22 protein-coding genes and 1 pseudogene are annotated in these 23458 nt (G+C 64.0%); 12 read left to right on the top strand and 11 right to left on the bottom strand.

The features are described from left to right. Positions 1-70 precede the first annotated feature (70 nt). The 3 genes from EIC84_RS08505 to EIC84_RS08495 all read left to right on the top strand — a co-directional run bounded on the left by EIC84_RS08505 (position 71) and on the right by EIC84_RS08495 (position 4909). Positions 71-1057 (top strand): tripartite tricarboxylate transporter substrate binding protein, encoded by a 987-nt coding sequence (locus EIC84_RS08505; RefSeq protein ID WP_003068266.1) that lies wholly within the window; start codon positions 71-73, stop codon positions 1055-1057. A gap of 103 nt (positions 1058-1160) precedes the next feature. Continuing rightward, positions 1161-3512 carry a cytochrome P450/oxidoreductase gene (locus tag EIC84_RS08500; RefSeq protein WP_134737308.1) on the top strand — a complete coding sequence of 784 codons (2352 nt, stop codon included), beginning with the start codon at positions 1161-1163 and terminating at the stop codon, positions 3510-3512. 89 nt (positions 3513-3601) lie between these two features. Then, complete coding sequence (locus EIC84_RS08495) at positions 3602-4909, top strand: hypothetical protein (protein WP_003068262.1); 1308 nt, start codon at positions 3602-3604, stop codon at positions 4907-4909. A gap of 28 nt (positions 4910-4937) precedes the next feature. On the opposite strand, the gene EIC84_RS08490 is transcribed toward EIC84_RS08495, so the two are convergent. Further along, complete coding sequence (locus tag EIC84_RS08490) at positions 4938-5768, bottom strand: urease accessory protein UreD (protein WP_003068259.1); 831 nt, start codon at positions 5766-5768, stop codon at positions 4938-4940. A gap of 166 nt (positions 5769-5934) precedes the next feature. Here EIC84_RS08490 and EIC84_RS08485 point away from each other — a divergent pair, with 166 nt between their 5' ends. After that, positions 5935-7002 (top strand): tripartite tricarboxylate transporter substrate binding protein, encoded by a 1068-nt coding sequence (locus tag EIC84_RS08485; RefSeq protein WP_003068257.1) that lies wholly within the window; start codon positions 5935-5937, stop codon positions 7000-7002. Positions 7003-7029: 27 nt separating this feature from the next. Next, a complete protein-coding gene (locus tag EIC84_RS08480) occupies positions 7030-8019 on the top strand; it encodes a TauD/TfdA family dioxygenase (protein WP_003068256.1) in 990 nt (329 codons plus the stop codon). Between the two features lie 77 nt (positions 8020-8096). Here EIC84_RS08480 and urtE read toward each other — a convergent pair whose 3' ends face one another. The 9 genes from urtE to EIC84_RS08435 form a co-directional block, all read right to left on the bottom strand. Continuing rightward, on the bottom strand, positions 8097-8789 hold the full coding sequence (gene urtE / locus EIC84_RS08475; protein ID WP_003060654.1) for an urea ABC transporter ATP-binding subunit UrtE: 693 nt from the start codon (positions 8787-8789) through the stop codon (positions 8097-8099). 211 nt (positions 8790-9000) lie between these two features. Beyond that, positions 9001-9876, bottom strand: coding sequence for an urea ABC transporter ATP-binding protein UrtD (urtD, locus tag EIC84_RS08470; RefSeq protein ID WP_003068254.1), 876 nt, complete (start codon positions 9874-9876; stop codon positions 9001-9003). Then, the gene (urtC, locus tag EIC84_RS08465) at positions 9873-11081 is read right to left on the bottom strand and encodes an urea ABC transporter permease subunit UrtC (protein WP_003068252.1); all 1209 of its coding nucleotides are present in this window, start codon (positions 11079-11081) and stop codon (positions 9873-9875) included. Before urtC ends, urtD begins: the two co-directional genes overlap by 4 nt. 165 nt (positions 11082-11246) lie before the next feature. Beyond that, positions 11247-12860, bottom strand: a complete 1614-nt coding sequence (gene urtB, locus EIC84_RS08460; RefSeq protein WP_003068250.1) for an urea ABC transporter permease subunit UrtB — start codon at positions 12858-12860, stop codon at positions 11247-11249. Positions 12861-12966: 106 nt separating this feature from the next. Next, positions 12967-14235 (bottom strand): urea ABC transporter substrate-binding protein, encoded by a 1269-nt coding sequence (urtA, locus tag EIC84_RS08455; protein ID WP_003060644.1) that lies wholly within the window; start codon positions 14233-14235, stop codon positions 12967-12969. Between the two features lie 256 nt (positions 14236-14491). Further along, a complete protein-coding gene (locus tag EIC84_RS08450) occupies positions 14492-14722 on the bottom strand; it encodes a hypothetical protein (RefSeq protein WP_034362831.1) in 231 nt (76 codons plus the stop codon). Beyond that, entirely contained in the window at positions 14722-15453 is a 732-nt protein-coding gene (locus EIC84_RS08445) for a DUF4198 domain-containing protein (RefSeq protein WP_034362890.1), read from the bottom strand. The genes EIC84_RS08450 and EIC84_RS08445 overlap by 1 nt, the downstream gene beginning before the upstream one ends. A gap of 14 nt (positions 15454-15467) precedes the next feature. Then, positions 15468-17537, bottom strand: coding sequence for a TonB-dependent receptor (locus EIC84_RS08440; RefSeq protein WP_237704498.1), 2070 nt, complete (start codon positions 17535-17537; stop codon positions 15468-15470). Further along, positions 17530-17760: a hypothetical protein gene (locus EIC84_RS08435; protein WP_012840162.1), complete on the bottom strand. Its 231-nt coding sequence runs from the start codon at positions 17758-17760 to the stop codon at positions 17530-17532. Before EIC84_RS08435 ends, EIC84_RS08440 begins: the two co-directional genes overlap by 8 nt. Positions 17761-17825: 65 nt before the next feature. Between EIC84_RS08435 and EIC84_RS08430 the strand changes: the two genes are divergently transcribed. The 5 genes from EIC84_RS08430 (at position 17826) to ureC (ending at position 21632) form a co-directional block, all read left to right on the top strand. Continuing rightward, on the top strand, positions 17826-18128 hold the full coding sequence (locus EIC84_RS08430) for an urease subunit gamma (RefSeq protein ID WP_003068240.1): 303 nt from the start codon (positions 17826-17828) through the stop codon (positions 18126-18128). A 64-nt stretch (positions 18129-18192) separates the two neighbouring features. Further along, a complete protein-coding gene (locus EIC84_RS08425) occupies positions 18193-18810 on the top strand; it encodes a HupE/UreJ family protein (RefSeq protein ID WP_003068238.1) in 618 nt (205 codons plus the stop codon). Positions 18811-18864: 54 nt separating this feature from the next. Then, complete coding sequence (locus EIC84_RS08420) at positions 18865-19188, top strand: urease subunit beta (RefSeq protein ID WP_003068236.1); 324 nt, start codon at positions 18865-18867, stop codon at positions 19186-19188. 6 nt (positions 19189-19194) lie between these two features. Further along, positions 19195-19866, top strand: a complete 672-nt coding sequence (locus tag EIC84_RS08415; protein WP_003068233.1) for a LysE family transporter — start codon at positions 19195-19197, stop codon at positions 19864-19866. 23 nt (positions 19867-19889) lie between these two features. After that, positions 19890-21632 (top strand): urease subunit alpha, encoded by a 1743-nt coding sequence (gene ureC, locus EIC84_RS08410; protein WP_003068231.1) that lies wholly within the window; start codon positions 19890-19892, stop codon positions 21630-21632. Here ureC and EIC84_RS08405 read toward each other — a convergent pair. Continuing rightward, positions 21617-22123 (bottom strand): gamma-glutamylcyclotransferase, encoded by a 507-nt coding sequence (locus EIC84_RS08405; protein ID WP_003068229.1) that lies wholly within the window; start codon positions 22121-22123, stop codon positions 21617-21619. The two genes, ureC and EIC84_RS08405, sit on opposite strands and share 16 nt — an antisense overlap. Before the next feature lie 109 nt (positions 22124-22232). Here EIC84_RS08405 and ureE point away from each other — a divergent pair. Both ureE and EIC84_RS08395 read left to right on the top strand, forming a co-directional pair. Beyond that, positions 22233-22751, top strand: a pseudogene (gene ureE, locus EIC84_RS08400) (urease accessory protein UreE); the annotation flags it as partial. Beyond that, the gene (locus EIC84_RS08395; RefSeq protein WP_003068225.1) at positions 22738-23454 is read left to right on the top strand and encodes an urease accessory protein UreF; all 717 of its coding nucleotides are present in this window, start codon (positions 22738-22740) and stop codon (positions 23452-23454) included. The pseudogene ureE and the gene EIC84_RS08395, both read left to right, overlap by 14 nt. Positions 23455-23458: the final 4 nt, after the last annotated feature.

The raw sequence follows: 23458 nt of genomic DNA, 5'->3' as shown, positions 1-23458 counted from the left end.
GGAATCGCAGGCGGAGTGAAGCTTGGTTAACCCGCAGGCAAACAACACCACAGCCCAGGAGACACCCTCAATGAAAAAACGCCTCTTCACCGCCTCGGTTCTGGCCACCAGCATGCTCTGGCTGGCCGCAACCCCAGGCACCGCCGCGGCCCAGGACAAGTACCCGAGCAAGAGCGTGCGCTGGATCGTTCCCTATGCCGCCGGCGGCGGCTCGGACTTCCTGGCCCGCACCATAGGCCAGGCCTGGGGCGCCCAGGCCCATCAACCCATCGTCGTGGACAACCGCCCGGGCGGCAACACAGCCATCGGCGCCTCGGAGACCGCGCGCGCACCGGCTGACGGCTATACCGTACTGTCGGCCGACAACGGCACGCTGATCTTCAACCCGGTGCTCTACAAGAGCCTGAGCTACAACCCCGGCAAGGATCTGACGCCCGTCACGCTCATGGGCCGCTTTCCCATGATTCTGGTGGCCGGCCCCGCCGAGAAGGCCAAGACCGCCAAGGAGTTCATTGCCGCCGCCAAGGCCAGCGCCGAGGGCGTGAACTACGGCTCCGCCGGTGCGGGCGGCCCCCATCACCTGGCCATGGAGCTGCTGAAGTCCGAGGCCGGCCTCAAGCTCGCCCATGCGCCCTACCGCGGTGCGGCTCCGGCGCTGGCAGATGTGGCAGGCGGTCAGATTCCCGTGATGATGGTGGACCTGGCCGCCGGCGCCGGCTTCATCAAGGGCGGCAAGGTGCGCCCCCTGGCCGTGGCCAATGCAACGCGTCTGCCCCAGCTGCCCGATGTGCCCACCTTCGGCGAACTGGGCCTGCCCGGCGTGCAGGCTGCGGCCCTGGTCGGCATGGTGGCCCCGGCCAAGACACCGGCCAATGTCGTCACGGCGCTGAACAAGCAGGTGGTCGCCGCCATCAACGAGCCTGCGGTCAAGCAAAAGCTCATCGACTTTGGCGTGGAGCCCGTGGGCAACACGCCCGAGCAGTTCCAGACACTGATCCACAGCGAAAGCGCACGCTGGCAAAAGCTGATCAAGGATCTGAACATCACGCTGGACTGATTGCCCCGCTGATCCATGCCGCAGAGGCTGGCGGCAGGCCGCCTCTGCGCTCTCGTCCGATGGCTTATGCCATCTCCTGCCTCTTTGCGTTTGCGAGCGAGCCATGACCGTTTCCCCCCCCAGCCGTTGCCCCATCGATCACAGCCAGTTCGGCAAGCCCACCGGCCAGAGCGGCCCTACGGGCTGCCCCATCAGCCACGGGGCCGCCGGCTTCGATCCCTTTGCCGACGGCTACCAGCAGGACCCGCCCGAGTATGTGCGCTGGGCACGCGAACAGGAGCCCGTGTTCTACAGCCCGCAGCTGGGCTACTGGGTGGTCACGCGCTTCGACGACATCAAGGCCATCTTCCGCGACAACCTGACCTTCAGCCCCTCGATTGCGCTGGAGAAGATCACGCCGACAGGCGATGAAGCCAATGCCGTGCTCGCCAGCTACGGCTTTGCGCTGAACCGCACTCTGGTCAACGAGGACGAGCCCGCCCACATGCCGCGCCGCCGCGCGCTGATGCAGCCCTTCACGCCCGAAGAGCTCAAGCACCACGAGCCCATGGTGCGCCGGCTGGCCCGCGAATATGTGGACCGCTTCATCGACGACGGCCGCGCCGATCTCGTCGACCAAATGTTGTGGGAAGTGCCGCTGACGGTGGCCATGCATTTCCTGGGCGTGCCCGCAGACGATATGGACACGCTGCGCCAGTACAGCATTGCCCACACCGTCAACACCTGGGGGCGCCCCCGGGCCGAGGAGCAGGTGGCCGTGGCCCATGCCGTGGGCAATTTCTGGCAGCACGCGGGCCGGATTCTCGACAAAATGCGCGCCGACCCCGATGCCGAAGGCTGGATGCAATACGGCATTCGCAAGCAGAAGGAACTGCCCGATGTCGTCACCGACTCCTATCTGCACTCCATGATGATGGCCGGCCTGGTCGCCGCCCACGAGACCACGGCCAACGCCACGGCCAATGCCGTCAAGCTGCTGCTGCAGCACCCCAAGGTCTGGCAGGAGATCTGCGCCGATCCCTCGCTGATCCCCAATGCCGTGGAGGAATGCCTGCGCCACAACGGCTCGGTAGCCGCCTGGCGGCGCCTGGCCACCAAGGATGTGGTGGTCGGCGGCCAGGCCATTCCGGCCGGCAGCAAGCTGCTCATCGTCACCTCTTCGGCCAACCACGACGAGCAGCATTTTGTCGATGCCGACCTGTTCGACATCCACCGCGACAATGCCAGCGATCACCTGACCTTCGGCTACGGCTCCCACCAGTGCATGGGCAAGAATCTGGCGCGCATGGAAATGCAGATCTTCCTTGAAGAGTTCACGCGCCGCCTGCCCCATATGCAGCTGGCAGAGCAACGCTTCACCTATGTGCCCAACACCTCGTTCCGCGGCCCCGAACATCTGTGGGTTCAATGGGATGTAAGCCGCAACCCCGAGCGCGCCAACCCCGCCGTGCTGGCCGAACAACAGCCGGTGCGCATCGGCGAATCCTCGCAGGGCGGCGTCAGCCGCAGCATGCTGGTGGACAGCACCGAGCTGATTGCGCAGGACGTGCTGCGCGTGCGCCTCAAGGCGCCCGACGGACGCGAGCTGCCACGCTGGACCCCGGGCTCGCATATCGACCTGCACTGCGGCGACACCGGCATCTCGCGCCAGTACTCGCTATGCGGTGATCCGCAGCAAGCCGATACCTACGAGATCGCCGTGCTGCGCGAGGAGCACAGCCGTGGCGGTTCGGCCTGGATACATGGGGCACTACAGGCCGGCATGAAGGTGCAGATGCGCGGCCCGCGCAACCACTTCAGGCTCGACGAAGGCGCGCAGCAGCTGATTCTCGTCGCCGGCGGCATAGGTATCACGCCGGTTGCGGCCATGGCGGCTCGCGCCCAGGCTTTGGGCATCCCCTATGAAATCCACTACAGCTGCAGCCAGCGCGAGCGCATGGCGCTCCTGGATGCATTGCAGGCAATGCATGGCGAGCGTCTGCAGATCTATGTGGGCGCGGAAGGCCGGCGTGCCGATTACGCGGCACTGCTGGCCGAGGTCAGGCCCGGCGCACAGATCTATGCCTGCGGTCCGCAGCGCATGCTCGACGGGCTGGCCGAGGCCAGCCAGCACTGGCCCGAGGACAGTCTGCGCGTGGAGCATTTCTCCAGCACCCTGGGAGCGCTGGACCCGGACAAGGAGCACGGCTTTGAAGTCGAGCTGCGCGAATCCGGCATCACGCTGCAGGTGCGCAACGATGAAACCCTGCTCGATGCGCTGCGCAGTGCCAATATCGATATCGAGTGCGACTGCCGCGAAGGCCTGTGCGGCTCCTGCGAGGTGCCGGTGCTCGAAGGCGATATCGATCATCGCGACATGGTGCTGACCCGTGCCGAGCGCACGGCCTGCACCAAGATGATGAGCTGCTGCTCGCGCGCCAGGACGCAGGAGTCCAGAATCGTTCTGGCGCTGTAGCGTCCCCGGCGGGCTGCCCCGGGCGGGTAGCCCCAGGCGAGCTGCTGCAGCCAGGCCATGCATGGCTTCTGCCTAGAATCACTGCCCATATGGGCCTGTTGCAAATACTGCTGATTCTTGTGTGGGCGCCGACTGCAGCGCTCATCGCCTTCATGGCCACCACCTGGCTGAGCCATGGCGCGCAAGCCATCTGGAGCGCCATGACTGGCACTCGCGCTGACGAGCGCTCGACCTGGCCGCTGCTGCTGGGCGGCGTGGCGGCCCTGGCGGGCATGGTGGGGGCCGTCATCACCTTTCCGAACCAGGCCGTCATGCAGCATGCGTTCGGCAAACTGCTGGGCTATGGCTCCACACGTGTGGAGATCACGCTGCGCCAGGACGATGCCGCCACGCGCCAAGCCCTGCTGGAGACGCTACGCCCCTTCATGGAGATGGGCGGGCGCGAGATTCGCTACCGCGTCTCCACCCGGCATGGCAGCTACACCGAAACCGACGAAGTGCCCAGCTATTACCGCTTCGCCGACGGGCGACTGGAGATCGCCACAGGCGGCATCGTCAACAGCGACAGACTGTCCGCGATGCGGCATGGATTCAAGGCACTGGCGCAATTTCCCACAGCCAGCGGGCTTGACGCCAGCGTGCCGGCCACAGTGAACCTTGGCAAGGCACGGATAGCAGTGGAGATGCTGCCGCGCACGGCCATGCTGATTCACGGTGACGCCGCCAAGGAATTGCCAAGCGTTCTGCGCCCCGCCGCCCCGGCCCGTTGCCACTTGGAAGTGCAGGCGCTGTTCTCAACGGATGCCTTCAGGCTGCTCATGTTCGCGGGCCGGGCCTCGGGCGAGGTCGAGATCCGCACCGGCCCCGATACCTCCCTGCGCGACACGCAGTACCAACTGGTCGGCATGGGCCTGGTGCCGGGCAGCAACGGGCGCAGCGTCAAGGAGCTGGAGACCGATGCCACCCGCATCTATGGCGTGTTGAGGCTGTTGCCGCCGGGCCTGAATCCCGATGTCATGGACTGCGATATCGCCCTGGGACGCATGAGCGACCCGGCCCTGGTGGCCGCCGCCATGCTGTCCACATTTCCCGGCCTGGAAGGACGCGTGAATGACATAGAGATCACGCCTTCAGCCTCCTTCTCGCCCTGGCACAACCGGGGCTGGACGGCCGTGCCGCCCGGCACACGCTCGCAAGGCGGAACGCGAGCCGAAGCAGGTACGCACGCCTGCACCCTGGAGCAGAACCGCCACACGCGCACCCTGATATCCATGGTCGAGGAGCACTGCACGGAACGCGAGCCGCAAAACGCCGGTGCCGCCTGCCCCCAACTGCGCGAACGCCTGAACTGGACCCAGGCCGAGCTGGCCCGATGCAGAAAACAGTTGGTGCGCTGAAACGGCGCCGAGGCCCGCGCAACAGCGATCACATGGACCAGATTCTCGGCGTGCCGCCCTGCAGGCCCCAGAGTTCTTTTCTCCAAAAACTCCACAAGGTTTTCCACAACATCATCACAGGCTCCACCACAGGTGATGCACAGCGCAGAACCAGCATGTTTTCATTGGGAGCGGTGACACCGCTCAACACCGCCGGAGCGGCCTTGGCAAGCAGCTCCTGCGTGCCTTCCAGCAAGGCTTCGCGCTGATGGCGCGCCATGGCTGAGCCGCTGGCAAAGATCAGACTGCCCAGGCAGCGATGCCCGGCCAGCCCCAGATCGCCGTTGAGCAGCAGTTCGTCCTGTGCATCGATCACGCCGCGCTCCAGAAAACGGCCCGGCCATTCGATGTGCTGCTCGAACCTGCCGCAGGTATAGGGTTGGTCCGCCAGCGGCAGGCCCAGCGCCGTCACATCCCAGGTCAGCAGTTGCGCGTCTTCGGCGAGGTCGAACTCCAGCTGGTTGACGGCATCGCAGGCGTTGTAGGCAATCGCCTCCAGCGGCAGCCACTCCAGCCTCGCACCGGGGTCCAGGCGCAACCGGGTGCGTTGCATGGCCTGCTGCCAGTTGCTTTTGTAAAAGCGCGTGGCACCGGGCGTGGTGACCAGCGCATGCGCACCTTCTGCGACATGGACATCAATGTCCAGCACATCGCCGCCCACCAGCCCGCCCGGTGGGTGCACCAGCACGTTGTGACAGATGGCAGGACCTTCGGGATACAGACTTTTGAGGATGCGCAGCGGACCATCGTGCGTGAAATGCACCGAGGTCTTGCCGGCCTGCAGGGAATAGTTCAGCGCCAGTTGCGCATGCCAGGTCATTGTCTTTCTCGCCTCTTCAAGCAGGCCTGCCGCTCAGGCCGGGATGGCTCAGCTCTTTTGCTTACTAACTCATGAAAATTCATTCGTTGTTGTATCGCAGCAGCGCTTCTACAGTCTCTCGCACGCCAGCTTGTCAAGCATATGGCGATTGATTTCAGGAGCATTCATGTCGGTCGCTACCGTAACGCATTCCCGCCTGCATCGCACTCTGGCCCCGTGGCTGACATCGATGGCGGTGCTGTGCTGCACGCTGGCAACTGGCCCTGCTGCCGCGCAAGCCGGCGGCGCAGCGGCACAGGCCTGGAAGCCCAGCAAGTCCACGGAATTCATTGTCCCCAGCGGAGCCGGCGCGGCGCTGGATCAGGCGGCCCGCAAGCTCACCGAGCTGCTGGCACGCGACGGCCATGCACCGCAGTTCGTGGTCAGCAACAAGTCCGGCGCACATGCTATCGCCGCGCTGGAAAGCCTGCACCGCCACCCTGGCGACGCCCACACGCTGATGACGCTGAGCACCAGCTACGGCAACAGCCTGGCACAGAACGCCCTGCCCGCACACCTGCAGAAAGGCACGCCGCTGGTGACCTTGCTGCGCGAGTTCACCACGGTGGTCGTGCGTGCGGATTCGCCGCTGCGCAATGCCCAGGACCTGATCGCCCAGCTGCGCAAGGACCCCGAGAAATACTCCATCGGCATCGCCACCACGCTGGGCAATCACATCCATCTGGGCGTGGCCCAGCCCTTGCAGCAGGGCGGCGTGAATATCCAGAAGCTGCGCATCGTCCCCTACAAATCCTCTGCCGAATCCATGGTGGCGCTGGCAGGCGGCCATCTCGATGTGGTTTCGGCCACCACGCCGAACCTGCTGCCCTATCTGCAGTCGGGCCGCGTGCGCGTGCTGGCGATTGCCGCCGACAAGCGGCTTGAAGGCGTGTTCGCCCAGTCGCCCACCTGGAAGGAGCAGGGCATCGACTATGTCAGCGATTCGTTTCAGGGCGTGATGACGGCACCCGGTGCCAGCACCGCGCAACAGGCGTATTGGGTGAATGCGCTGCGCAAGGTTTCCGAAACCCGGGAATGGAAGGAGTTTGTGGCGCTGAACCAGTGGGAGCCCATCTTCCTCGGCCCGCAGGACACGGCTCGCGCCCTGAGTGCCCAGGTCGAGCGCAGCCATGCACTTCTCACCGAGCTGGGCCTGCTGCCACCCAGCGCCTCCCGTATTGCCCAGGCGCGTTGAAGCCCCGCTCTCATCAGGAAAAATCCCATGAACATGCCCCTGCCCCACGCTCCGCTGCAGCATCTGGACGAACGCCTGAGCTCCGCAAGCAACATCACTCCGCATATCCGCATCACGCCGCAGTCGGCGCATATCGGCGCGCTGATCAGCGGCGTCAATCTGAAGCAGGCCTTGAGTGCCGCCGAAGTGCACACCATCCGCTCGGCATTGCTGCGCTGGAAGGTGATCTTCTTTCGCGACCAGCACCTCAGCCACGAGCAGCAGATCGCCTTTTCGCACCAGTTTGGCGAGCTGACGCCCGGCCACCCCGTCTTCGGTCATGTCGAAGGCTTTCCCGAGCTGTATTCGATCGCCAAGCACCGCAAGGCCAACCGCCACAGCGGCCAGGCCGAACAGCGCCCCTGGACCGGCTGGCATGCCGATGTGACGGCCGCCCACAACCCGCCTGCCGCATCGATTCTGCGCGGCGTGACGATTCCGCCCTATGGCGGCGACACGCAATGGACCAATCTGGCCGCTGCCTACGAAGCGCTCTCCAAACCGCTGCAAGCCTTTTTGCAGGGCCTGCGTGGCGAGCACCGCTTCAGCGCCCCGCAGGGAGCCACGGCATCGCAGGAATATCTGGATCTGGTGCGCGACAACACCCTGATCAGCGAACACCCGCTGGTCACGATTCATCCCGAGACCGGCGAGAAGGTGCTCTACATCAGCCCCGGCTTTCTCAAGTCCATCGTGGAACTCTCCACCCGCGAATCGCGCGTGCTGCTGGAGCTGCTCTGGGAGCACGCCGTCAGCAGCGAGTTCACCGTGCGCTTCAAGTGGGAACCCGGCTCGCTGGCCTTCTGGGACAACCGCTCCACGGCCCATGTGGCTCCACAGGATATCTTTGCGCTGGAGTTCGATCGCCAGCTCTACCGCACCACGCTGGTGGGCGAAGTCCCCCGGGGCGCGGACGGCCGCGCCAGCACTGCCATACAGGGCAATCCGGTGCTGGCCGCGCACGGCGCAGCGTACTGACGAAATGAGTTGTCCTCCGGGCATGGCCTGAGGCTTTGAGGTGCCGCTTGCGGCACCTTTTTTTCTTCGCCCGATATTCAAATCGCCACCAGCGAGCGCACATTCTTCTCCTGCATCTCGCTGCCCGGGCCCGACGCGATCACCTCGCCGCGCTCCATCACCACATAGTGATCGGCCAGCTCCTCGGCAAAGTCGTAGTACTGCTCGCACAGCAGGATGGCCATGTCGCCGCGATTGGCCAGCATGCGGATCACGCGGCCGATGTCCTTGATGATGCTGGGCTGTATGCCCTCGGTGGGCTCATCCAGGATCAGTATCTTGGGCTGCGGCGCCAGTGCGCGCGCAATGGCCAGCTGCTGCTGCTGCCCACCCGAGAGATCGCCGCCACGGCGGTGCAGCATCTGCCCCAGCACGGGGAACAGCTCGTACAGCTCGCCCGGAATCCGAGTGCCTGCCGAACAATAGGACAGACCCATGCGCAGATTGTCTTCCACCGACAGGCGCGAGAAGATTTCGCGCCCCTGGGGCACATAGCCGATGCCGCTGCGCGCGCGCTCATAGGGCGTCCTGCGCGCGATATCGCGGCCCTGCCATTCAATGCCGCCGCTTCTAATGGGAACCAGCCCCATCAGGCTTTTGAGCAAGGTGGTCTTGCCCACGCCGTTGCGGCCCAGCAGCACCGTGACCTTGCCGATCTCGGCCGTGAAATTCACGTCCCGCAGGATGTGCGAGCCGCCGTAGTACTGATGCAGGTTCTGAACTTTAAGCATTTTCGACCTCTAACGCTTACACAGCTAGCGCAAGCAGCTATCTAATTTGACTATCTGCGGAGCGCATGGCGTTTGAAACTGGCGCTGCCCAATCAAAGAGACAGCGAGGAAGCGCCGCCGCGCACCGAAGCAGTCGTCCCCTTCCCTTAGCGCGAAGCGCGTAGAGAGAGGGGGAAGGCGCGGGGCCGCCCAGGCGAAGCGTCTCAGGGGGTCACCGACCAAGGTACACCTCGATCACGCGCTCGTCGCCCTGGACCTCGGCCAGCGTTCCCTCGGCCAGTACCGAGCCATCGCAAAGCACCGTGACCTTCTCGCTGATAGTGTCGATAAAGCTCATGTCGTGCTCCACCACCATCAGCGAATGCTTGCCCTTGAGCGTCAGAAACAGCTCGGCCGTGCGCACCGTTTCCTCGTCTGTCATGCCGGCCACAGGCTCGTCGAGCAGCAGCAGCTTGGGCTCCTGCACCAGCAGCATGCCGATCTCCAGCCACTGCTTCTGTCCGTGACTGAGCAGCCCGGCTTGGCGCGTTACGCTGCCCGCCAGATGAATGGTGTGCAACACCTCGGCAATACGGTCCTTCTGCGCGCCGTTGAGCTTGAACAGCATGGAGGAGGCAATGCCCTTGTGGGTCTTGAGCGCCAGCTCCAGGTTCTCGAACACGCTGAGCTGCTCGAACACCGTGGGCTTCTGGAACTTGCGGCCAATGCCCATGGCCGCAATCTCGGGTTCCTTGAAGCGCAGCAGATCGATGGTGGAGCCGAAGAACACCGTGCCGCTGTCGGGTCGGGTCTTGCCGGTGATGATGTCCATCATCGTGGTCTTGCCCGCGCCATTGGGGCCGATGATGCAGCGCAGCTCGCCGGGCGCGATATCGAGACTCAGACCGTTGATGGCCTTGAAGCCGTCGAAGCTCACATGCACGTCTTCGAGATAGAGAATTCGGCCGTGGGTCACATCCACTTCGCCGGCAACCACGGGGCGCGCCAGACTGGCGCTGCGACCGCCTGATTCGGTGCGCAGCGCGGCTTCGCGCTGCTGGTAGGAGGCCAGGCGCTGCTCGCCGTCCTGCATCAGATCGGGGGTCATGCGCGCACTCCTTCGATGGCATCGGCAGAAGCCGGTTCGGCAGCGGTTTTGGCAGCTGCGGCTGCAGTCTGGTTCAACGGCGCCTTGACCTGGGCCTTGCGCTTCTCACGCCACTGGCGAAGCTGCTGCGGCAAGCGAATCAGTCCTCCCGGCATGAACAGCGTCACGACGATGAACAGCGCACCCAGCACGTACAACCAGTATTCGGGTGCGGCCACGGTGAGCCAGCTCTTGCCGCCATTGACGGCAAACGCGCCGATGATGGGGCCGACCAGCGAGGCACGTCCGCCCACGGCCGTCCACACCGCCATTTCGATGGAATTGCCCACGCTCATCTCGCTGGGGTTGATGATGCCCACCTGAGGCACATAGAGCGCGCCCGCCAGGCCGCACATCATGACCGAGATGACCCAGATCGACAGCTTGTAGGGCAGCGGGTTGTAGCCGCAGAACATGGTGCGCGATTCGGCATCGCGCACGGCCTGCAGCACGCGCCCGTACTTGCTGCGCATCAGCCAGCGCGAGAACAGAAAGCAGCCCAGCAGCGCCAGACCCGACAGCGCGAACAGCAGCACATGCATGGCTTGCGAGTTGACGGAAAAACCCAGCAGGGTCTTGAAACCCGTGAAGCCGTTGTTGCCGCCAAAGCCGGTCTCGTTGCGGAAGAACAGCAGCATGGCGGCATAGGTCAGGGCCTGGGTGATGATAGAGAAATACACGCCCTTGATGCGCGAGCGAAAGGCGAAGTAGCCGAACAGCCCGCCGATCAGGCCCGGCACCAGAAACACCAGCAGCACGGTGGCGGCAAAGCTGCCCGACAACGCCCAGTGCCAGGGCAGCTCCTTCCAGTCCAGAAAGCCCATGAAGGCGGGCAAGGCATCGGGGCCTGCGGCCTCGCGCATCAGGTACATGCCCATCACATAGCCGCCCAGTGCGAAGAACAGGCCGTGGCCCAGGCTCAGGATGCCGGTATAGCCCCAGATCAGGTCAATCGCCAGCGCGCAAATGGCATAGCACATGAACTTGCCCAGCAGGCCGAGCATGTAGTCGGACAAGTGCAGCGCACTGTCCTCGGGCACCCACAGATTGAGTGCGGGAGCCACGGCGCAGACCATGGTCAGGGCCAGCAGAAATGCCGTCCAGCCCTTGGCGGATAGCAGCGGCGCTGGCTTGGGCAGTTCGATGGATATGGATTGGGTTGTCATGTCAGTTTTCCCTCATGTCGAGCAAGGCACATGGCCTGCGCAACTGGCGCGGCCCAGGTACGAGACACCGAGCAAGGGCCGCCCCGCAGCGAGGGTGTCGTCCTCTGCCCGCAGCGCGCAGCAATGCGAGAGCGGGGGAAGGCACGAAGCGACTCAGGGGGTGTTTCATGTTTCCGCACTGCGGCCCTTCAGGGCAAAGATGCCTTGTGGACGCTTTTGAATGAAGACCACGATGAACAGCAGCACGGCGATCTTGGCCAGCACGGCACCGGTCCAGCCTTCCAGCAGCTTGCTGAGCACGCCCAGGCCCAGAGCCGCATAGACGGTGCCCGCCAGCTGCCCCACACCGCCCAGCACCACCACCAGGAAACTGTCCACGATGTAGTTCTGCCCCAGATCCGGGCCTACATTGCCGATCTGGCTCAGGGCGCAGCCGGCCAGCCCGGCAATGCCCGAGCCCAGCGCAAACGCATAGGTGTCGGTGCGTGCCGTGTTGACGCCCACACAGGAGGCCATGGCGCGGTTCTGCGTCACGCCGCGCACGAACAGGCCCAGCCGCGTTCTGGCGATCATGAAGGCCACACCCGCCAGCACGGCGAACGCAAAGACGATGATGGCGATGCGGTTGTAAGGCAGGGTCAGATTGGGCAACAGCGCAATGCCGCCGCTCATCCAGACGGGGTTCTCCACGCTCACGTTCTGCGCCCCGAAAAGGCTGCGCACGGTTTGCTGCAGCACCAGGCTGATGCCAAAGGTGGCCAGCAGCGTCTCCAGCGGGCGGCCGTAGAGAAAGCGGATCACGCCACGCTCCAGCACTGCGCCCACCAGCGCCGATGCCAGAAAGGCCACAGGAACGGCCACCACCAGATACCAGCCAAACCAGGCCTCGGGCAGCCAGCGCTGGAATGCGACCTGCACCAGATAGGTCGCATAGGCGCCGATCATGATCAGCTCGCCATGCGCCATATTGATGACGCCCATCAGGCCGTAGGTGATAGCCAGACCCAGCGCCGCAAGCAACAGCACGGAACCCAGGCTGATGCCGCTGAAGATCGCCCCCAGCCTGTCGCCCCAGGCCAGGCCTTCGGCAATGCCGGCCAGCGCGGCCTTGATGGCTTTTTGCACGCCGGGGTCGGACTCTTCGGACAGGCGCTGGTTCAACAGCAACTGCGTCTCCGGGGTCTGCTGATGCGACAGCTGCTGCACCGCCTTCAGGCGCTGCCCTGCGTCGTCGCTGCCCAGCAGGCTGCCCGCCAGGCTGCGCTCCAGCAAGGCCTTGACCTGGCCGTCCTTTTCGGTGGCCAGCGCTTTTTCTATCAGCGGCAGGCGCTCGGCATCCGGCTCGGAGGCCAGTTGCTCGGCGGCCTTGCGGCGCGCCTGCACATCACTGCTGCCCAGCGCCAGCGCGGCCTGTGCCGTGTCGATGACGGAGCGCAGATAGTTGTTGCTGACGACCTCCTCGGCATCGGGCGGGAGCTTGACGTCTGCGCCGGTCGCCGCATCGCTGACCGCATCGCCGCTGACCACATAGGCCCGGCCCTGGGACACGCGCACTTCATCGTCGGACAGCGCCTTGAGATAGGCAGCGAGGCGACCGCCGTCGCTCTGCGCATCGGGTGCCAGTACGGCCTGATTGATGGCCTGCACGCGCTGCTCGGAGTCGTCTGCCGCAGCCATGGCATAGGCCTGCTCGGTCGTCAGTGCGTGACTGGCAAAGCTCAGCAAGGAGCCCAGCCCGGCGGCCCATACCAGCCGCCATGACTTGCGCAGTAGTTTCATAAAAAGTCTCGGATATTTAGCGCTGCATCCATTGCCAATAAAGCGCAAGCAGCTATCTTTTCAGGACTGGAGAACCCACCAGACCTCTCCAGTCCTAGGGAGCGAATCAGGAGCTCTTGCCGTTGGGCTCATCCTTCTTCTTGTCGTTGCCTTCGATATACGGGCTCCAGGGCTGGGCCTTGATCGGACCCTTGGTCTTCCAGACCACGCTGAACTGACCGTCTGCCTTGATCTCGCCAACCATCACGGGCTTGTGCAGATGGTGGTTCTTCTCGTCCATCTTCAGGGTGAAGCCGCTGGGTGCGGTAAAGGTCTGGCCGGCCATGGCGGCGATCACCTTGTCGGTATCCGTGCTCTTGGCTTTCTCCACGGCCTGCTTCCACATGTGGATGCCGACCCAGGTGGCTTCCATCGGGTCGTTGGTCAGCGGCTTGTCCTTGTGGCCGGCGATGTTCTTGGCCTTGGCGTAATCGCCCCATTGCTTGATGAAGGCCGTGTTGGTCGGGTTCTTCACGCTCATGAAGTAGTTCCATGCCGCCAGGTGACCGACCAGAGGCTTGGTGTCCACACCGCGCAGCTCTTCCTCACCCACGCTGAAGGCCACGACCGGTACATCCTTGGCCTTGAGGCCGGCATTGCCCAGCTCCTTGTAGAAGGGCACGTTGGAATCGCCGTTGATGGTGGAGATCACGGCGGTCTTGCCACCGGTGGAGAACTTCTTCACATCGGCCACGATGGTCTGGTAGTCGCTGTGGCCGAAGGGAGTGTAGGTTTCCATGATGTCGGAATCCTTCACGCCCTTGGACTTGAGGAAGGCACGCAGAATCTTGTTGGTGGTGCGCGGATACACATAGTCCGTGCCCAGCAGCACAAAGCGCTTGGCACCGCCGCCTTCCTTGCTCATCAGGTACTCGACAGCGGGAATCGCCTGCTGGTTGGGTGCGGCGCCGGTGTAGAAGACGTTCTTGGAGAGTTCCTCGCCCTCGTACTGCACGGGGTAGAACAGCAGGCCGTTGTTCTGCTCGAACACCGGCAGCACGGACTTGCGCGACACGCTGGTCCAGCAACCGAAGACCACGGCTACCTTGTCCTGGGTGATCAGCTGCTTGGCTTTTTCGGCAAACAGCGGCCAGTTGGAGGCGGGGTCCACCACAACGGGCTCGAGCTTTTTGCCCATCACGCCGCCCTTGGCATTGATGTCGTCGATGGCCATCAGCACCGTGTCCTTGAGCACGGTCTCGGAGATGGCCATGGTTCCCGAGAGGCTGTGCAACACACCCACCTTGATGGTGTCTGCAGCCAGCACCTGAGAAGTCAAGCCCAGGCCCAGAGCCATGGATGCAGCCAGTGTTGTGAGGGTTCCGCGACGATTCATTTCAGCACTCCCAGGAGGTTTTGTTCGGTCACATTGACCGCAAAAACTGAAGTGCAATTACCGTGCCAGCACCACCTGCCATGGCTTGCTCACTGCATACGGCGGCGCTGCTGCCGCTTTTTTGCCGAGCACAGGCCGAATGCAACTTTGTGCGATCAGCATCGGCCACATGCAGGCACCATTGCAGTGCCGCATGCACCAGATGCAGACCGCGCAAACCAGCCGGCACTATTGAAGTGCACGACAGCCTGTCGACTCAGACCGGCTGCAGGCATGCCGGCAAGGCCGCGCTGCGCAGCTTGCCAGTCCACGGATCGAGAGCAGTCTTGATCTCAGCCTGCAGCAACGCGGATCGAGTTGTTTGCTGGCCTTGCCGTCCTGCACCGCATAGACATGCAGCTTGCTGATCTGCACGCCAAATCCTCGCCTCGCGGATGCCTTGCAGAATCTGCTCTCCGGTGCGAAGGCCGACGGAGCGCAGCTTCATCAATGCACGGCAAAGCGCAGCAAATACTCGTAGCTGTTCTCGGTTGTCATGGGGTCGCCCTGCACAGGCTGACGCAGTATGGCCTGCAGCGTATTGCTGCCGACAGCAGGCGTCATGGTCGCCAGCCCCTGCGCGTCCGTCATCGTGGGAGAGCCCTTCTCACCCCAGGACAGCCTCACGCCAGACTGCGGCTTGCCATGCAGCAACACCTGCAGCCTGAGCGGCTGACCGGCATGGGGAGACTGCCCCTGAAGCGGAACCACCTCGAACATCTGCCCCAGCGGCCTTTGCATGACGGCGCCCCAGCGCACCACGGTCTTGTGGAACTTGCGCGCATGCACGCCGCGCACCGCACCGGGGTTCTGGTCCATGGGCAAAGGCAGCATGGCGCCCTCGGCACCCGTACTGCTGAAATAGCCGTTATCGAGTTCCACAGCGATCAGCGCAGCACTGGCATCGGGCTTGATGCGGATGCCACCCTGCACATTCTGTATGGCGCTGGGCACTTCACGTCCGCGCAGGTCATAGGCATGCACACGCTGCAGCTTGGCCGGATCGAAGGCTTCTGTCCTGCCTTCATGACCGCCAAACTGCAAGACATAGCCGCCCTGCGCATCGGGCTCCAGCCAGACGTTATGGGCAGAGACCGGATTGGCGCATAGCAGCCAGGCTGCGGCCGTGGTGCACAGAATGCGCGCGATGATGTTTTTACGTGTGCTGCAAACAGACATGGAAGCTCCGGAAATCATAAGGAAAATTGCAGGCCCAGCTGCACGCTGCGCGGCGCGCCGGGGGCGACCAGACGCTGGCCGGCAATCATGGTGGTGGTACTGGCATAGCGGGTGTTGGCGGCGTTGCGCAGCCACAGGCTCAGGCTGGCATTGCGCGCCAGGCTTGCGGGCAATCGGTATTGCAGACCCAGGTCCAGCCAGCGAAAGCTGCCGGCCCATTCGGTATTGCTGGCGTTGATGGGCGCACGCCCCACATGGCGCAGCAATCCATGCACGGTGACATCGCTGCGCGGCATCCAGCGCGCATGCACGGTGCTCGTGTACTCGGGCACGGCCACCACGCGCCGGCCCAGCAGTGCGGCAACCGCGTTCTGCGTGACTTCGGAGCGATTGTGGCCATAAGTCCATTCCACATGCCAGTTGCGGCTGGGCAGCCAGTGCAGCTGCAGCTCGGCGCCCTTGCGCACGGTCGCGCCCAGGTTTTCATACTCACCAGGTGCAGTGCTGCGTATTTCATGGCTGGAGCTGATGCGGTAGAGCGAGGCATCGATCAGCCAATGGCCTGATGGTTTCCACTCCACGCCCAGCTCGCTCTGGCGAAAGACATTGGCGTGCAGATCGCTGTTGCGCAGCGCGTATTTGGCAAAGTCGCTGGGCAGCGCAAAGCCTTGCGACCAACTGGCACGCACGGCTGTGCGGGCATTGAGCTGCGCCAGTGCTCCCAGCTTGGGGCTGGCATGGCTGCGGCCCTGCATGCGATTGCATTCATCGCCACCGGCCTCCGCTCCCAGCATACGGCAGCGGCCGTCAAAACGGTCCCAGCGCAAGGCCGCCGTGGTCTGCAACCAGGCCGTTGGCTGCCAGCCAGCCTGGCCGTAGATCGCCGTGTTGTCGAGCCGCGTATTGCGATCATTCAATGCAGGGCCGGTACGCCGGCGATCCAGCAATCCATCCCAGTAGCCATAGTCGGTGGACTCGCGCACCTGCTCCAGGCCCAGCATCCAGTTCAACTCGCGCGCCGCCAGAAGCGACTTGCCGCTGAGATTCAGGCCCACTCCCAGCACGCTGCGGTCATAGCGCTCCTCGCGCTGCATCCAGGTGGTGCTGCGCGGGCGGGTGAACCAGCGCACAAAATCCTGCTGCGTGCCGTAGACAAAGCCCAGCAGACGGGTATCTGCATCCAGTGCGTACTGCGCATCCAGGCGCAGCGTGCCAAAGTGCTTGTTGGCGCCATCACCCACCACGCGGCTGTCCTTGCCCTGTGGGTCCTGCCGCCACTGCGCTTCGGTCAGATAGCCGGGCGAGTCGCCACGCGCCTCATGCCAGCGACCGGACAGCGAGATATCGAGCTTTTCATGCACATGGTGCTTCCAGGTACCGCTGATGGTGCTTCGCTCATAGCCCGCGCTGGGCCGCGCGCCATCACCGCGTGCATGCTGAGTCGCCAGGTTGAGCTGATCCCCGCCTTCCAGCTCGCGCCCGAGAGCGGCCTGTGCATCGAACATGCCATGCGAGCCGGCGCTGACATCGAACTCCGCATAGCTGCCGTTGCGCCGCGTGCGCAGCTCCAGCAACCCTGCGCGGTTGTAATTGCCCTGCAGCACCGACACGGGACCGCGATAGACATTGACCTTGTCCAGCTCCAGCGGCACCACCACATTGAGATCGAAATAGCCATCGGCATGCGACATGGCTTCGTTGAGCGGGATTCCATCCAGTGTGGCCGCCACATCGCCGCCGTGGCCGCCGCCGCCAAAGCCGCGCAGCACCAGCCCGTTGGCCACACCGCTGAGCTGGTAGTGATTGACATGCATGCCAGGTACCTGGCTCCACAACGATTCCACCTCCTGTCTGGGCTGCTCGCGAATTTCGTCGCGCCTGAACTCGGTGACGGAAAACGCGCGTTGCGCCTCATCCAGTGCCTGTCCCTTGACCATGGCACTCACCCTCACCTCGGGCAATACCTTGTCGCCTTCCTCGGCTGTTTGCGCTTGTACGGCTGAAGCCATCCACAGCGTACCGCCCAAGGCCAGCACTCCGAGTCTTGCCGTGGTACCCAGGCCCTGAGCGAATCCCCTATTCAATGGTCTTTTGTACATGCACCAGAACAGCAAAGTTCGTGCCATGCAATGCACCGCTACGGATCGACAATGCACCACAAAGCACCATCGCTGCCTCACCGATACGCCGTGGTGCACAACTGCGTGCCGACAGCACCAACAAGGTGCAAAACACCTGCGGCGGCTTGCCTGCAGGCTGGCAATAAAGACTGGCCTTTGGCATGGCACTTGCTACATAAAAGGGCATGAAACTGACTCCTCGCGTTCATTCAGCCCTGCCGGATGCGCGTGCCGACTGAGGGATTGAAGAAGATGGAACTGACACCACGCGAAAAAGACAAGCTGTTGATCTTCACTGCGGCCCTGCTGGCCGAGCGGCGCATGGCTCGTGGCCTCAAGCTCAACTACCCCGAGGCCGTGGCGCTGATCAGTGCCTTTGTGATGGAAGGTGCACGCGATGGCAGGACCGTGGCCCAGCTCATGAGCGAAGGCCGCAGCGTGCTGACCCGCGCCGATGTGATGGAGGGCATCCCCGAAATGATTCCCGACATCCAGATCGAAGCCACCTTCCCCGATGGCACCAAGCTGGTCACCGTGCATGAGCCCATCGCCTGAAGCAGCCTCCAGAGGCTTCAAGCCTTTCAGCCATCAAACCCTTATCCATCAAGCGCAGATAGCTATGAAATTCAATAAGCTCCTTGCCACCACAGCCGCCGCGGCGACTGCACTGCCCCTGTCCGCCCTCGCACATATGGGCACCGATGCAGGCGGCCATCACCACTTTCTCGACAGCCTGGGTCATGCCTTTGCCCACCCGTTTACCGGTGCTGACCATCTGGCCGCCATGCTGGCCGTGGGTGCCTGGAGTGCGCTGACCATGCCCGGCCTGCGCACGGCCTGGCGTGCACCTGCGGCCTTTGTGGCCCTTCTGGTGGCGGGGGCCGTGGCCGGCTTTGCCGGCCTGTGGGTGCCGGGCGTGGAGCCCATGATTGCCGCATCGGTGCTGGTGCTGGGCCTGCTGGTGCTGGTTCAGCAAAAAATGCCTTGGGCCGCCGCCGCCTCCCTGGCTGCAGTGTTTGCCTTCTTCCACGGCGCTGCGCACGGCTTTGAGCTGGCCGGAGACAGCGGCCTGGCAGCCGTCGGCGCGCTGGTGGGCATTGCACTGGGCTCGGCCACACTGCATATCGCCGGCATGGTGCTCGGTCATGCCCTCATGCAGCGCCACCAGTGGCTGGCCCGGTTCGGCGGTGCAGCCACTGCCGCGCTCGGCGCTTTCATGCTGACAAAACTGGCCTGATATGAAACACCCTGGCACAACGCAGCACAAGGCCTTTGCGCAAGGAGGCGAAAGATGATCCCCGGCGAACTGATTCTTGACGAGGGCAGCCATGCACTCAACCCCGGCCGCCGCACGCTCACGCTGGTGGTGAAAAATGCCAGCGACCGGCCGATTCAGGTCGGCTCGCACTACCACTTCGCCGAAACCAATGCGGGTCTGGATTTCGACCGCGCCGCCGCCCACGGCATGCGACTGAATATTGCCAGCGGCATGGCCGTGCGCTTCGAGCCGGGCCAGCAGCGCACGGTGGAGCTGGTCGAAATCGGCGGCGATCGCCAGATCTATGGTTTTCGCGGCCTGGTCCAGGGCCCACTGCCCGCAGATTCCAGGGACTGACCTGCCATGCTGATGCTGTTTGCTTCTGCTTTTGTGCTGGGCCTGGTGTTCAACGCAGCGCCCGGAGCGGTGTTTGCAGAGACCGTGCGCCAAGGTGTGCGCGGCGGCTATCGTCCGGCGCTGGCCGTGCAGCTGGGTTCGCTGGTGGGTGATGCAAGCTGGGCCTTGCTGGGCCTGGCCGGCATTGGTCTGGTCATGCAGGTCGACGCCTTGCGCTGGCCGATTGGTCTGGCGGGCGCCGCCTACCTGTTCTGGCTGTCCTGGGACAGCTGGCAGGCCGCGCGTACCGAACACCGGCTCGATGCCCCTGCCACCGCCGCCGCCACGCAGAAACAGGCCCTGCGCCGCGGCATGGCCCTGTCGCTGACCAACCCGCAGAACCTGGCCTACTGGGCCGCCATGGGCAGCGCCCTGGGGGCGGTGGGTGTGGCCCACCCCGGCGCCAGCGATTACGGGCTGTTCTTCGCGGGATTCATGACTTCGTCCCTGCTCTGGTGCTTTGTCTGCGCAGCCTTGGTGGATCGACTTTTCCGCCGCGCTGCTGCGCACTGGAGCCGTTTTACCTACCGCTGCTGTGCTGCACTGCTGCTGGCCCTGGCACTAGGCACATTGCGCGACCTGCTCGGCACAAACCCCGCAGCCCTGCCACCGGCGGCCCAGCAGCAGTCCCTGCGCTGAACACCTGAATCGGAGATTCCTCAATGGCCACCATGGACCGACGAGCCTACGCAGAAACCTTTGGCCCCACCGTGGGCGACCGCCTGCGCCTGGCCGATACCGAACTCATCGTCGAGGTCGAAAAAGACTACACCCTGGCCGCTGGCGGCTATGGTGAGGAAGTGAAGTTCGGCGGCGGAAAAACCATCCGCGACGGCATGGCGCAAAGCCAGCGCACACGCGACGGGACGGGAACCGGCCCTGACGGAGGTGGCACGGTCGATACCGTGCTGACCAACGCACTGATCCTGGACCACTGGGGCATCGTCAAGGCCGACATCGGCCTCAAGAACGGCCGCATCGTGGCCATAGGCAAGGCCGGCAACCCCGACACCCAGCCGGGCGTGAGCATCATCATCGGCCCGGGCACTGAGATCATCTCCTGCGAAGGCAATATCGTCACCGCAGGCGGCATCGACACCCATATCCATTTCATTGCCCCGCAGCAGATCGAGGAAGCGCTGACCAGCGGCGTGACCACCATGATCGGCGGAGGCACCGGCCCGGCCACCGGCACCTTCGCCACCACCTGCACGCCAGGCCCCTGGCATATGGAACGCATGCTGCAGGCCGCCGACGCCTTCCCCATGAATCTGGGCTTTCTGGGCAAGGGCAATGCCAGCCTGCCCGGCGGCCTGCACGAGCAGATCAGTGCCGGTGCCATCGGCCTCAAGCTGCACGAGGACTGGGGCAGCACGCCGGCAGCGATCAGCAACTGTCTCGATGTGGCCGAGGACACCGACACCCAGGTCGCCATCCATACCGACACGCTCAACGAGTCCGGCTTTGTGGAGGACACCGTGGCCGCCTTCAAGGGGCGCACCATTCACACCTTCCACACCGAAGGCGCGGGTGGCGGCCATGCGCCCGACATCCTCAAGGTGGTGGGCGAGGCCAATGTGCTGCCCAGCTCCACCAACCCCACGCGCCCCTACACCATCAACACGCTGGACGAGCATGTGGACATGCTCATGGTCTGCCACCACCTGGACGCCGGCATTGCCGAAGACCTGGCCTTTGCAGAAAGCCGCATCCGCAAGGAAACGATTGCGGCCGAGGACATCCTGCACGACATCGGCGCGATCAGCATGTTCAGCTCCGACAGCCAGGCCATGGGTCGCGTGGGCGAAGTCATTCTGCGCACCTGGCAGACGGCGCACAAGATGAAGCTGCAGCGCGGCGCCCTGAGCGGCGACGGCGCGCGCAACGACAACTTCCGCGTCAAGCGCTATATCGCCAAATACACCATCAATCCCGCGATTGCCCATGGCATCAGCCACGAGGTGGGCAGCATCGAGGTGGGCAAGTGGGCCGATATCGTGATCTGGAAGCCCGCCTTCTTTGGCGTCAAGCCGTTTTGCATACTCAAGGGCGGCAGCATCGCCATGGCGGCCATGGGCGATCCAAACGCCTCCATTCCCACGCCTCAGCCCGTGCATTACCGCCCCATGTTTGCAAGCTTTGGCGGGGCGCTTGCCAGGACCTCGCTGACCTTTGTCTCCCAGGCAGGGCTTGCCGCCGGCATCGGCCAGCGCTTCGGGCTGCAAAAGACCTTGTCGGCGGTGAAGGGCATACGCAATGTGAAGAAGCAGCACATGATCCACAACGATCTGGCGCCACATATGGAGGTGGATGCCCAGACCTATGCCGTGCGCGCCAATGGCGATCTGCTGACCTGCGAGCCTGCGGTCAGCCTGCCCATGGCACAGCGCTATTTTCTGTTCTGAGCGGTGTTGAGCTGAAACTCCGAATCCGGATGCTGCATGCCCTTGCCCTCAAACCAGGCCAGCCAGTCACTGACGGCAAGCTCCGGCGCAGCGCTCACGGTGGCGGGCAAGGCTTCGTAGACCAGCACGGTGATGGACTGCTGACCGCCCTGGGTCAGCATCACGGGCAGGGTCAGAATGCGTTTGGCGTATTCGCCCAGGTCTTCGGGCCACAGGCCTTCGATGCGGTCCATGGCCCGCTCCAGCGCTGCGTCCATGGGGTAGACCTCGGCCAGCACGGCCTGCGAGCCTTGCAGCCTCAGGCCCGGGTACCAGCCAAGGTCATGCAAAGTGCCGGTCAGCTGGGTCCTGCCGACACAGGCAACGCCTGGCTGGAGCCTTGCAATATCGTTGATGCCACCGGCACGCAAAGTGCCATACACCGCCACATAGGCTGCGCCGCAGCCCTGCCAGTCGGCAGGCGCATCATGCAAAGAGGTCGGGGCTGCCATTTCTGTCGAAGTTTCCAAAAGAGTTGTCCATCAAAATCACTGATATGCGCAGGGCATGCAACATGCGCGCCAATCTGGTTCGGGCCTTTTATTTCATTGTGAATTCACCATGCTCACTGCCAACAAACTGCTGCTCCAGGGCCAGGGCCTTTCCACCGTCATCCTCAAACGCGCCGCGTCCGTGGAACTGGACTGGGACGTGCGTCAGAAGAGCCGCTTTGCTGCCACCGACAGCCAGGGTCGCGAGCTGGCCGTCTTCTTGCCACGCGGCCAGGCCGTACGCGGCGGCGATGTACTGGTGGCCGAAGACGGCAGCCTGATCCGCGTGCTGGCCGCACCGCAAAAAGTGCTGCAGATCACGGCCTGCGCCGAGCATGGCACGCCGTTTGACCTGATGCGCGCGGCCTACCACCTGGGCAACCGCCATGTGCCGATAGAGCTGCAGCCCGACCATCTGAAGATCGAACCCGACCACGTTCTGGCCGATATGCTGCGCAGCATGCATATGACGGTGGTCGAAGCCGACCTGCCTTTCGAGCCCGAAGGAGGCGCCTATGGCGGCCATGTGACCAATGATGGCCACAGCCACCATCATCACGGCCATGAACACTCGCATGACCACGCCCACTGAGCCATTGCTGGCTCTGGGCGCGCAGAGCTTTCTGCAGCTGATGTGGCTGGCCTCGCCGGCCCTGCCCATCGGCGGTTTTTCCTACTCGGAAGGGCTTGAAGCGGCCATCAATGCGACGCTGGTCACAACGGAAGCAGAGGCCGCCGGCTGGCTGGTGCAGCAGCTGCATCTGACCCAGTCTCGCGGGGACATGGCCGTGATTGCGCAGGCCATGCCGGCCTGGAAAAGCGAGGATCTGGCGCGCATTGCCCGTCTCAACCAGTGGGTAAGAGTCACGCGCGAAACCAGCGAGCTGCGCCTGCAAACCGAGCAGATGGGCCGCTCGCTGACCGAGTGGCTGAAAAACCGCTACGCCGACGAAGCAGTCCCGCTGGCCGGCGTCCACTGGCTGGCCGCGCAGGATGCCAGCTACCCCATCGCCTTCTCATTGGCGGCCCAATGCACCGGAGCCACGCCGCGCGATGCGCTGCTGGCCTATGCCTTTGGCTGGGCCGAGAACATGGTTCAGGCCGCCATCAAGACCGTGCCCCTGGGCCAGAGCGCCGGCCAGCGCATCCTGGCGCGACTGACTTCCGAGATTCCCGCCGCCGTCGAATACGCGCTGGCATTGCCGGACAACGCAAGACAGGCTTTTTCGCCCATGCTGGCCATTCTCTCGGCCCAGCATGAACACCAGTATTCTCGACTTTTTCGTAGCTGAACCT

Source organism: Comamonas sp. A23, from assembly GCF_004522605.1.
GTDB lineage: Bacteria > Pseudomonadota > Gammaproteobacteria > Burkholderiales > Burkholderiaceae_C > Comamonas > Comamonas thiooxydans.
Note: the sequence above shows the minus strand (reverse complement) of the source record. Positions and strands in the feature narration are given on the sequence as shown.

Excerpts from the sequence above, each read along its gene's own strand:
- EIC84_RS08505 (WP_003068266.1), top strand. The coding sequence starts at position 71 with ATGAAAAAACGCCTCTTCACCGCCTCGGTTCTGGCCACCAGCATGCTC.
- EIC84_RS08500 (WP_134737308.1), top strand. The coding sequence starts at position 1,161 with ATGACCGTTTCCCCCCCCAGCCGTTGCCCCATCGATCACAGCCAGTTC.
- EIC84_RS08495 (WP_003068262.1), top strand. The coding sequence starts at position 3,602 with ATGGGCCTGTTGCAAATACTGCTGATTCTTGTGTGGGCGCCGACTGCA.
- EIC84_RS08490 (WP_003068259.1), bottom strand. The coding sequence starts at position 5,768 with ATGACCTGGCATGCGCAACTGGCGCTGAACTATTCCCTGCAGGCCGGC.
- EIC84_RS08485 (WP_003068257.1), top strand. The coding sequence starts at position 5,935 with ATGTCGGTCGCTACCGTAACGCATTCCCGCCTGCATCGCACTCTGGCC.
- EIC84_RS08480 (WP_003068256.1), top strand. The coding sequence starts at position 7,030 with ATGAACATGCCCCTGCCCCACGCTCCGCTGCAGCATCTGGACGAACGC.
- urtE (WP_003060654.1), bottom strand. The coding sequence starts at position 8,789 with ATGCTTAAAGTTCAGAACCTGCATCAGTACTACGGCGGCTCGCACATC.
- urtD (WP_003068254.1), bottom strand. The coding sequence starts at position 9,876 with ATGACCCCCGATCTGATGCAGGACGGCGAGCAGCGCCTGGCCTCCTAC.
- urtC (WP_003068252.1), bottom strand. The coding sequence starts at position 11,081 with ATGACAACCCAATCCATATCCATCGAACTGCCCAAGCCAGCGCCGCTG.
- urtB (WP_003068250.1), bottom strand. The coding sequence starts at position 12,860 with ATGAAACTACTGCGCAAGTCATGGCGGCTGGTATGGGCCGCCGGGCTG.
- urtA (WP_003060644.1), bottom strand. The coding sequence starts at position 14,235 with ATGAATCGTCGCGGAACCCTCACAACACTGGCTGCATCCATGGCTCTG.
- EIC84_RS08450 (WP_034362831.1), bottom strand. The coding sequence starts at position 14,722 with ATGAAGCTGCGCTCCGTCGGCCTTCGCACCGGAGAGCAGATTCTGCAA.
- EIC84_RS08445 (WP_034362890.1), bottom strand. The coding sequence starts at position 15,453 with ATGTCTGTTTGCAGCACACGTAAAAACATCATCGCGCGCATTCTGTGC.
- EIC84_RS08435 (WP_012840162.1), bottom strand. The coding sequence starts at position 17,760 with ATGCCCTTTTATGTAGCAAGTGCCATGCCAAAGGCCAGTCTTTATTGC.
- EIC84_RS08430 (WP_003068240.1), top strand. The coding sequence starts at position 17,826 with ATGGAACTGACACCACGCGAAAAAGACAAGCTGTTGATCTTCACTGCG.
- EIC84_RS08425 (WP_003068238.1), top strand. The coding sequence starts at position 18,193 with ATGAAATTCAATAAGCTCCTTGCCACCACAGCCGCCGCGGCGACTGCA.
- EIC84_RS08420 (WP_003068236.1), top strand. The coding sequence starts at position 18,865 with ATGATCCCCGGCGAACTGATTCTTGACGAGGGCAGCCATGCACTCAAC.
- EIC84_RS08415 (WP_003068233.1), top strand. The coding sequence starts at position 19,195 with ATGCTGATGCTGTTTGCTTCTGCTTTTGTGCTGGGCCTGGTGTTCAAC.
- ureC (WP_003068231.1), top strand. The coding sequence starts at position 19,890 with ATGGCCACCATGGACCGACGAGCCTACGCAGAAACCTTTGGCCCCACC.
- EIC84_RS08405 (WP_003068229.1), bottom strand. The coding sequence starts at position 22,123 with ATGGCAGCCCCGACCTCTTTGCATGATGCGCCTGCCGACTGGCAGGGC.
- EIC84_RS08395 (WP_003068225.1), top strand. The coding sequence starts at position 22,738 with ATGACCACGCCCACTGAGCCATTGCTGGCTCTGGGCGCGCAGAGCTTT.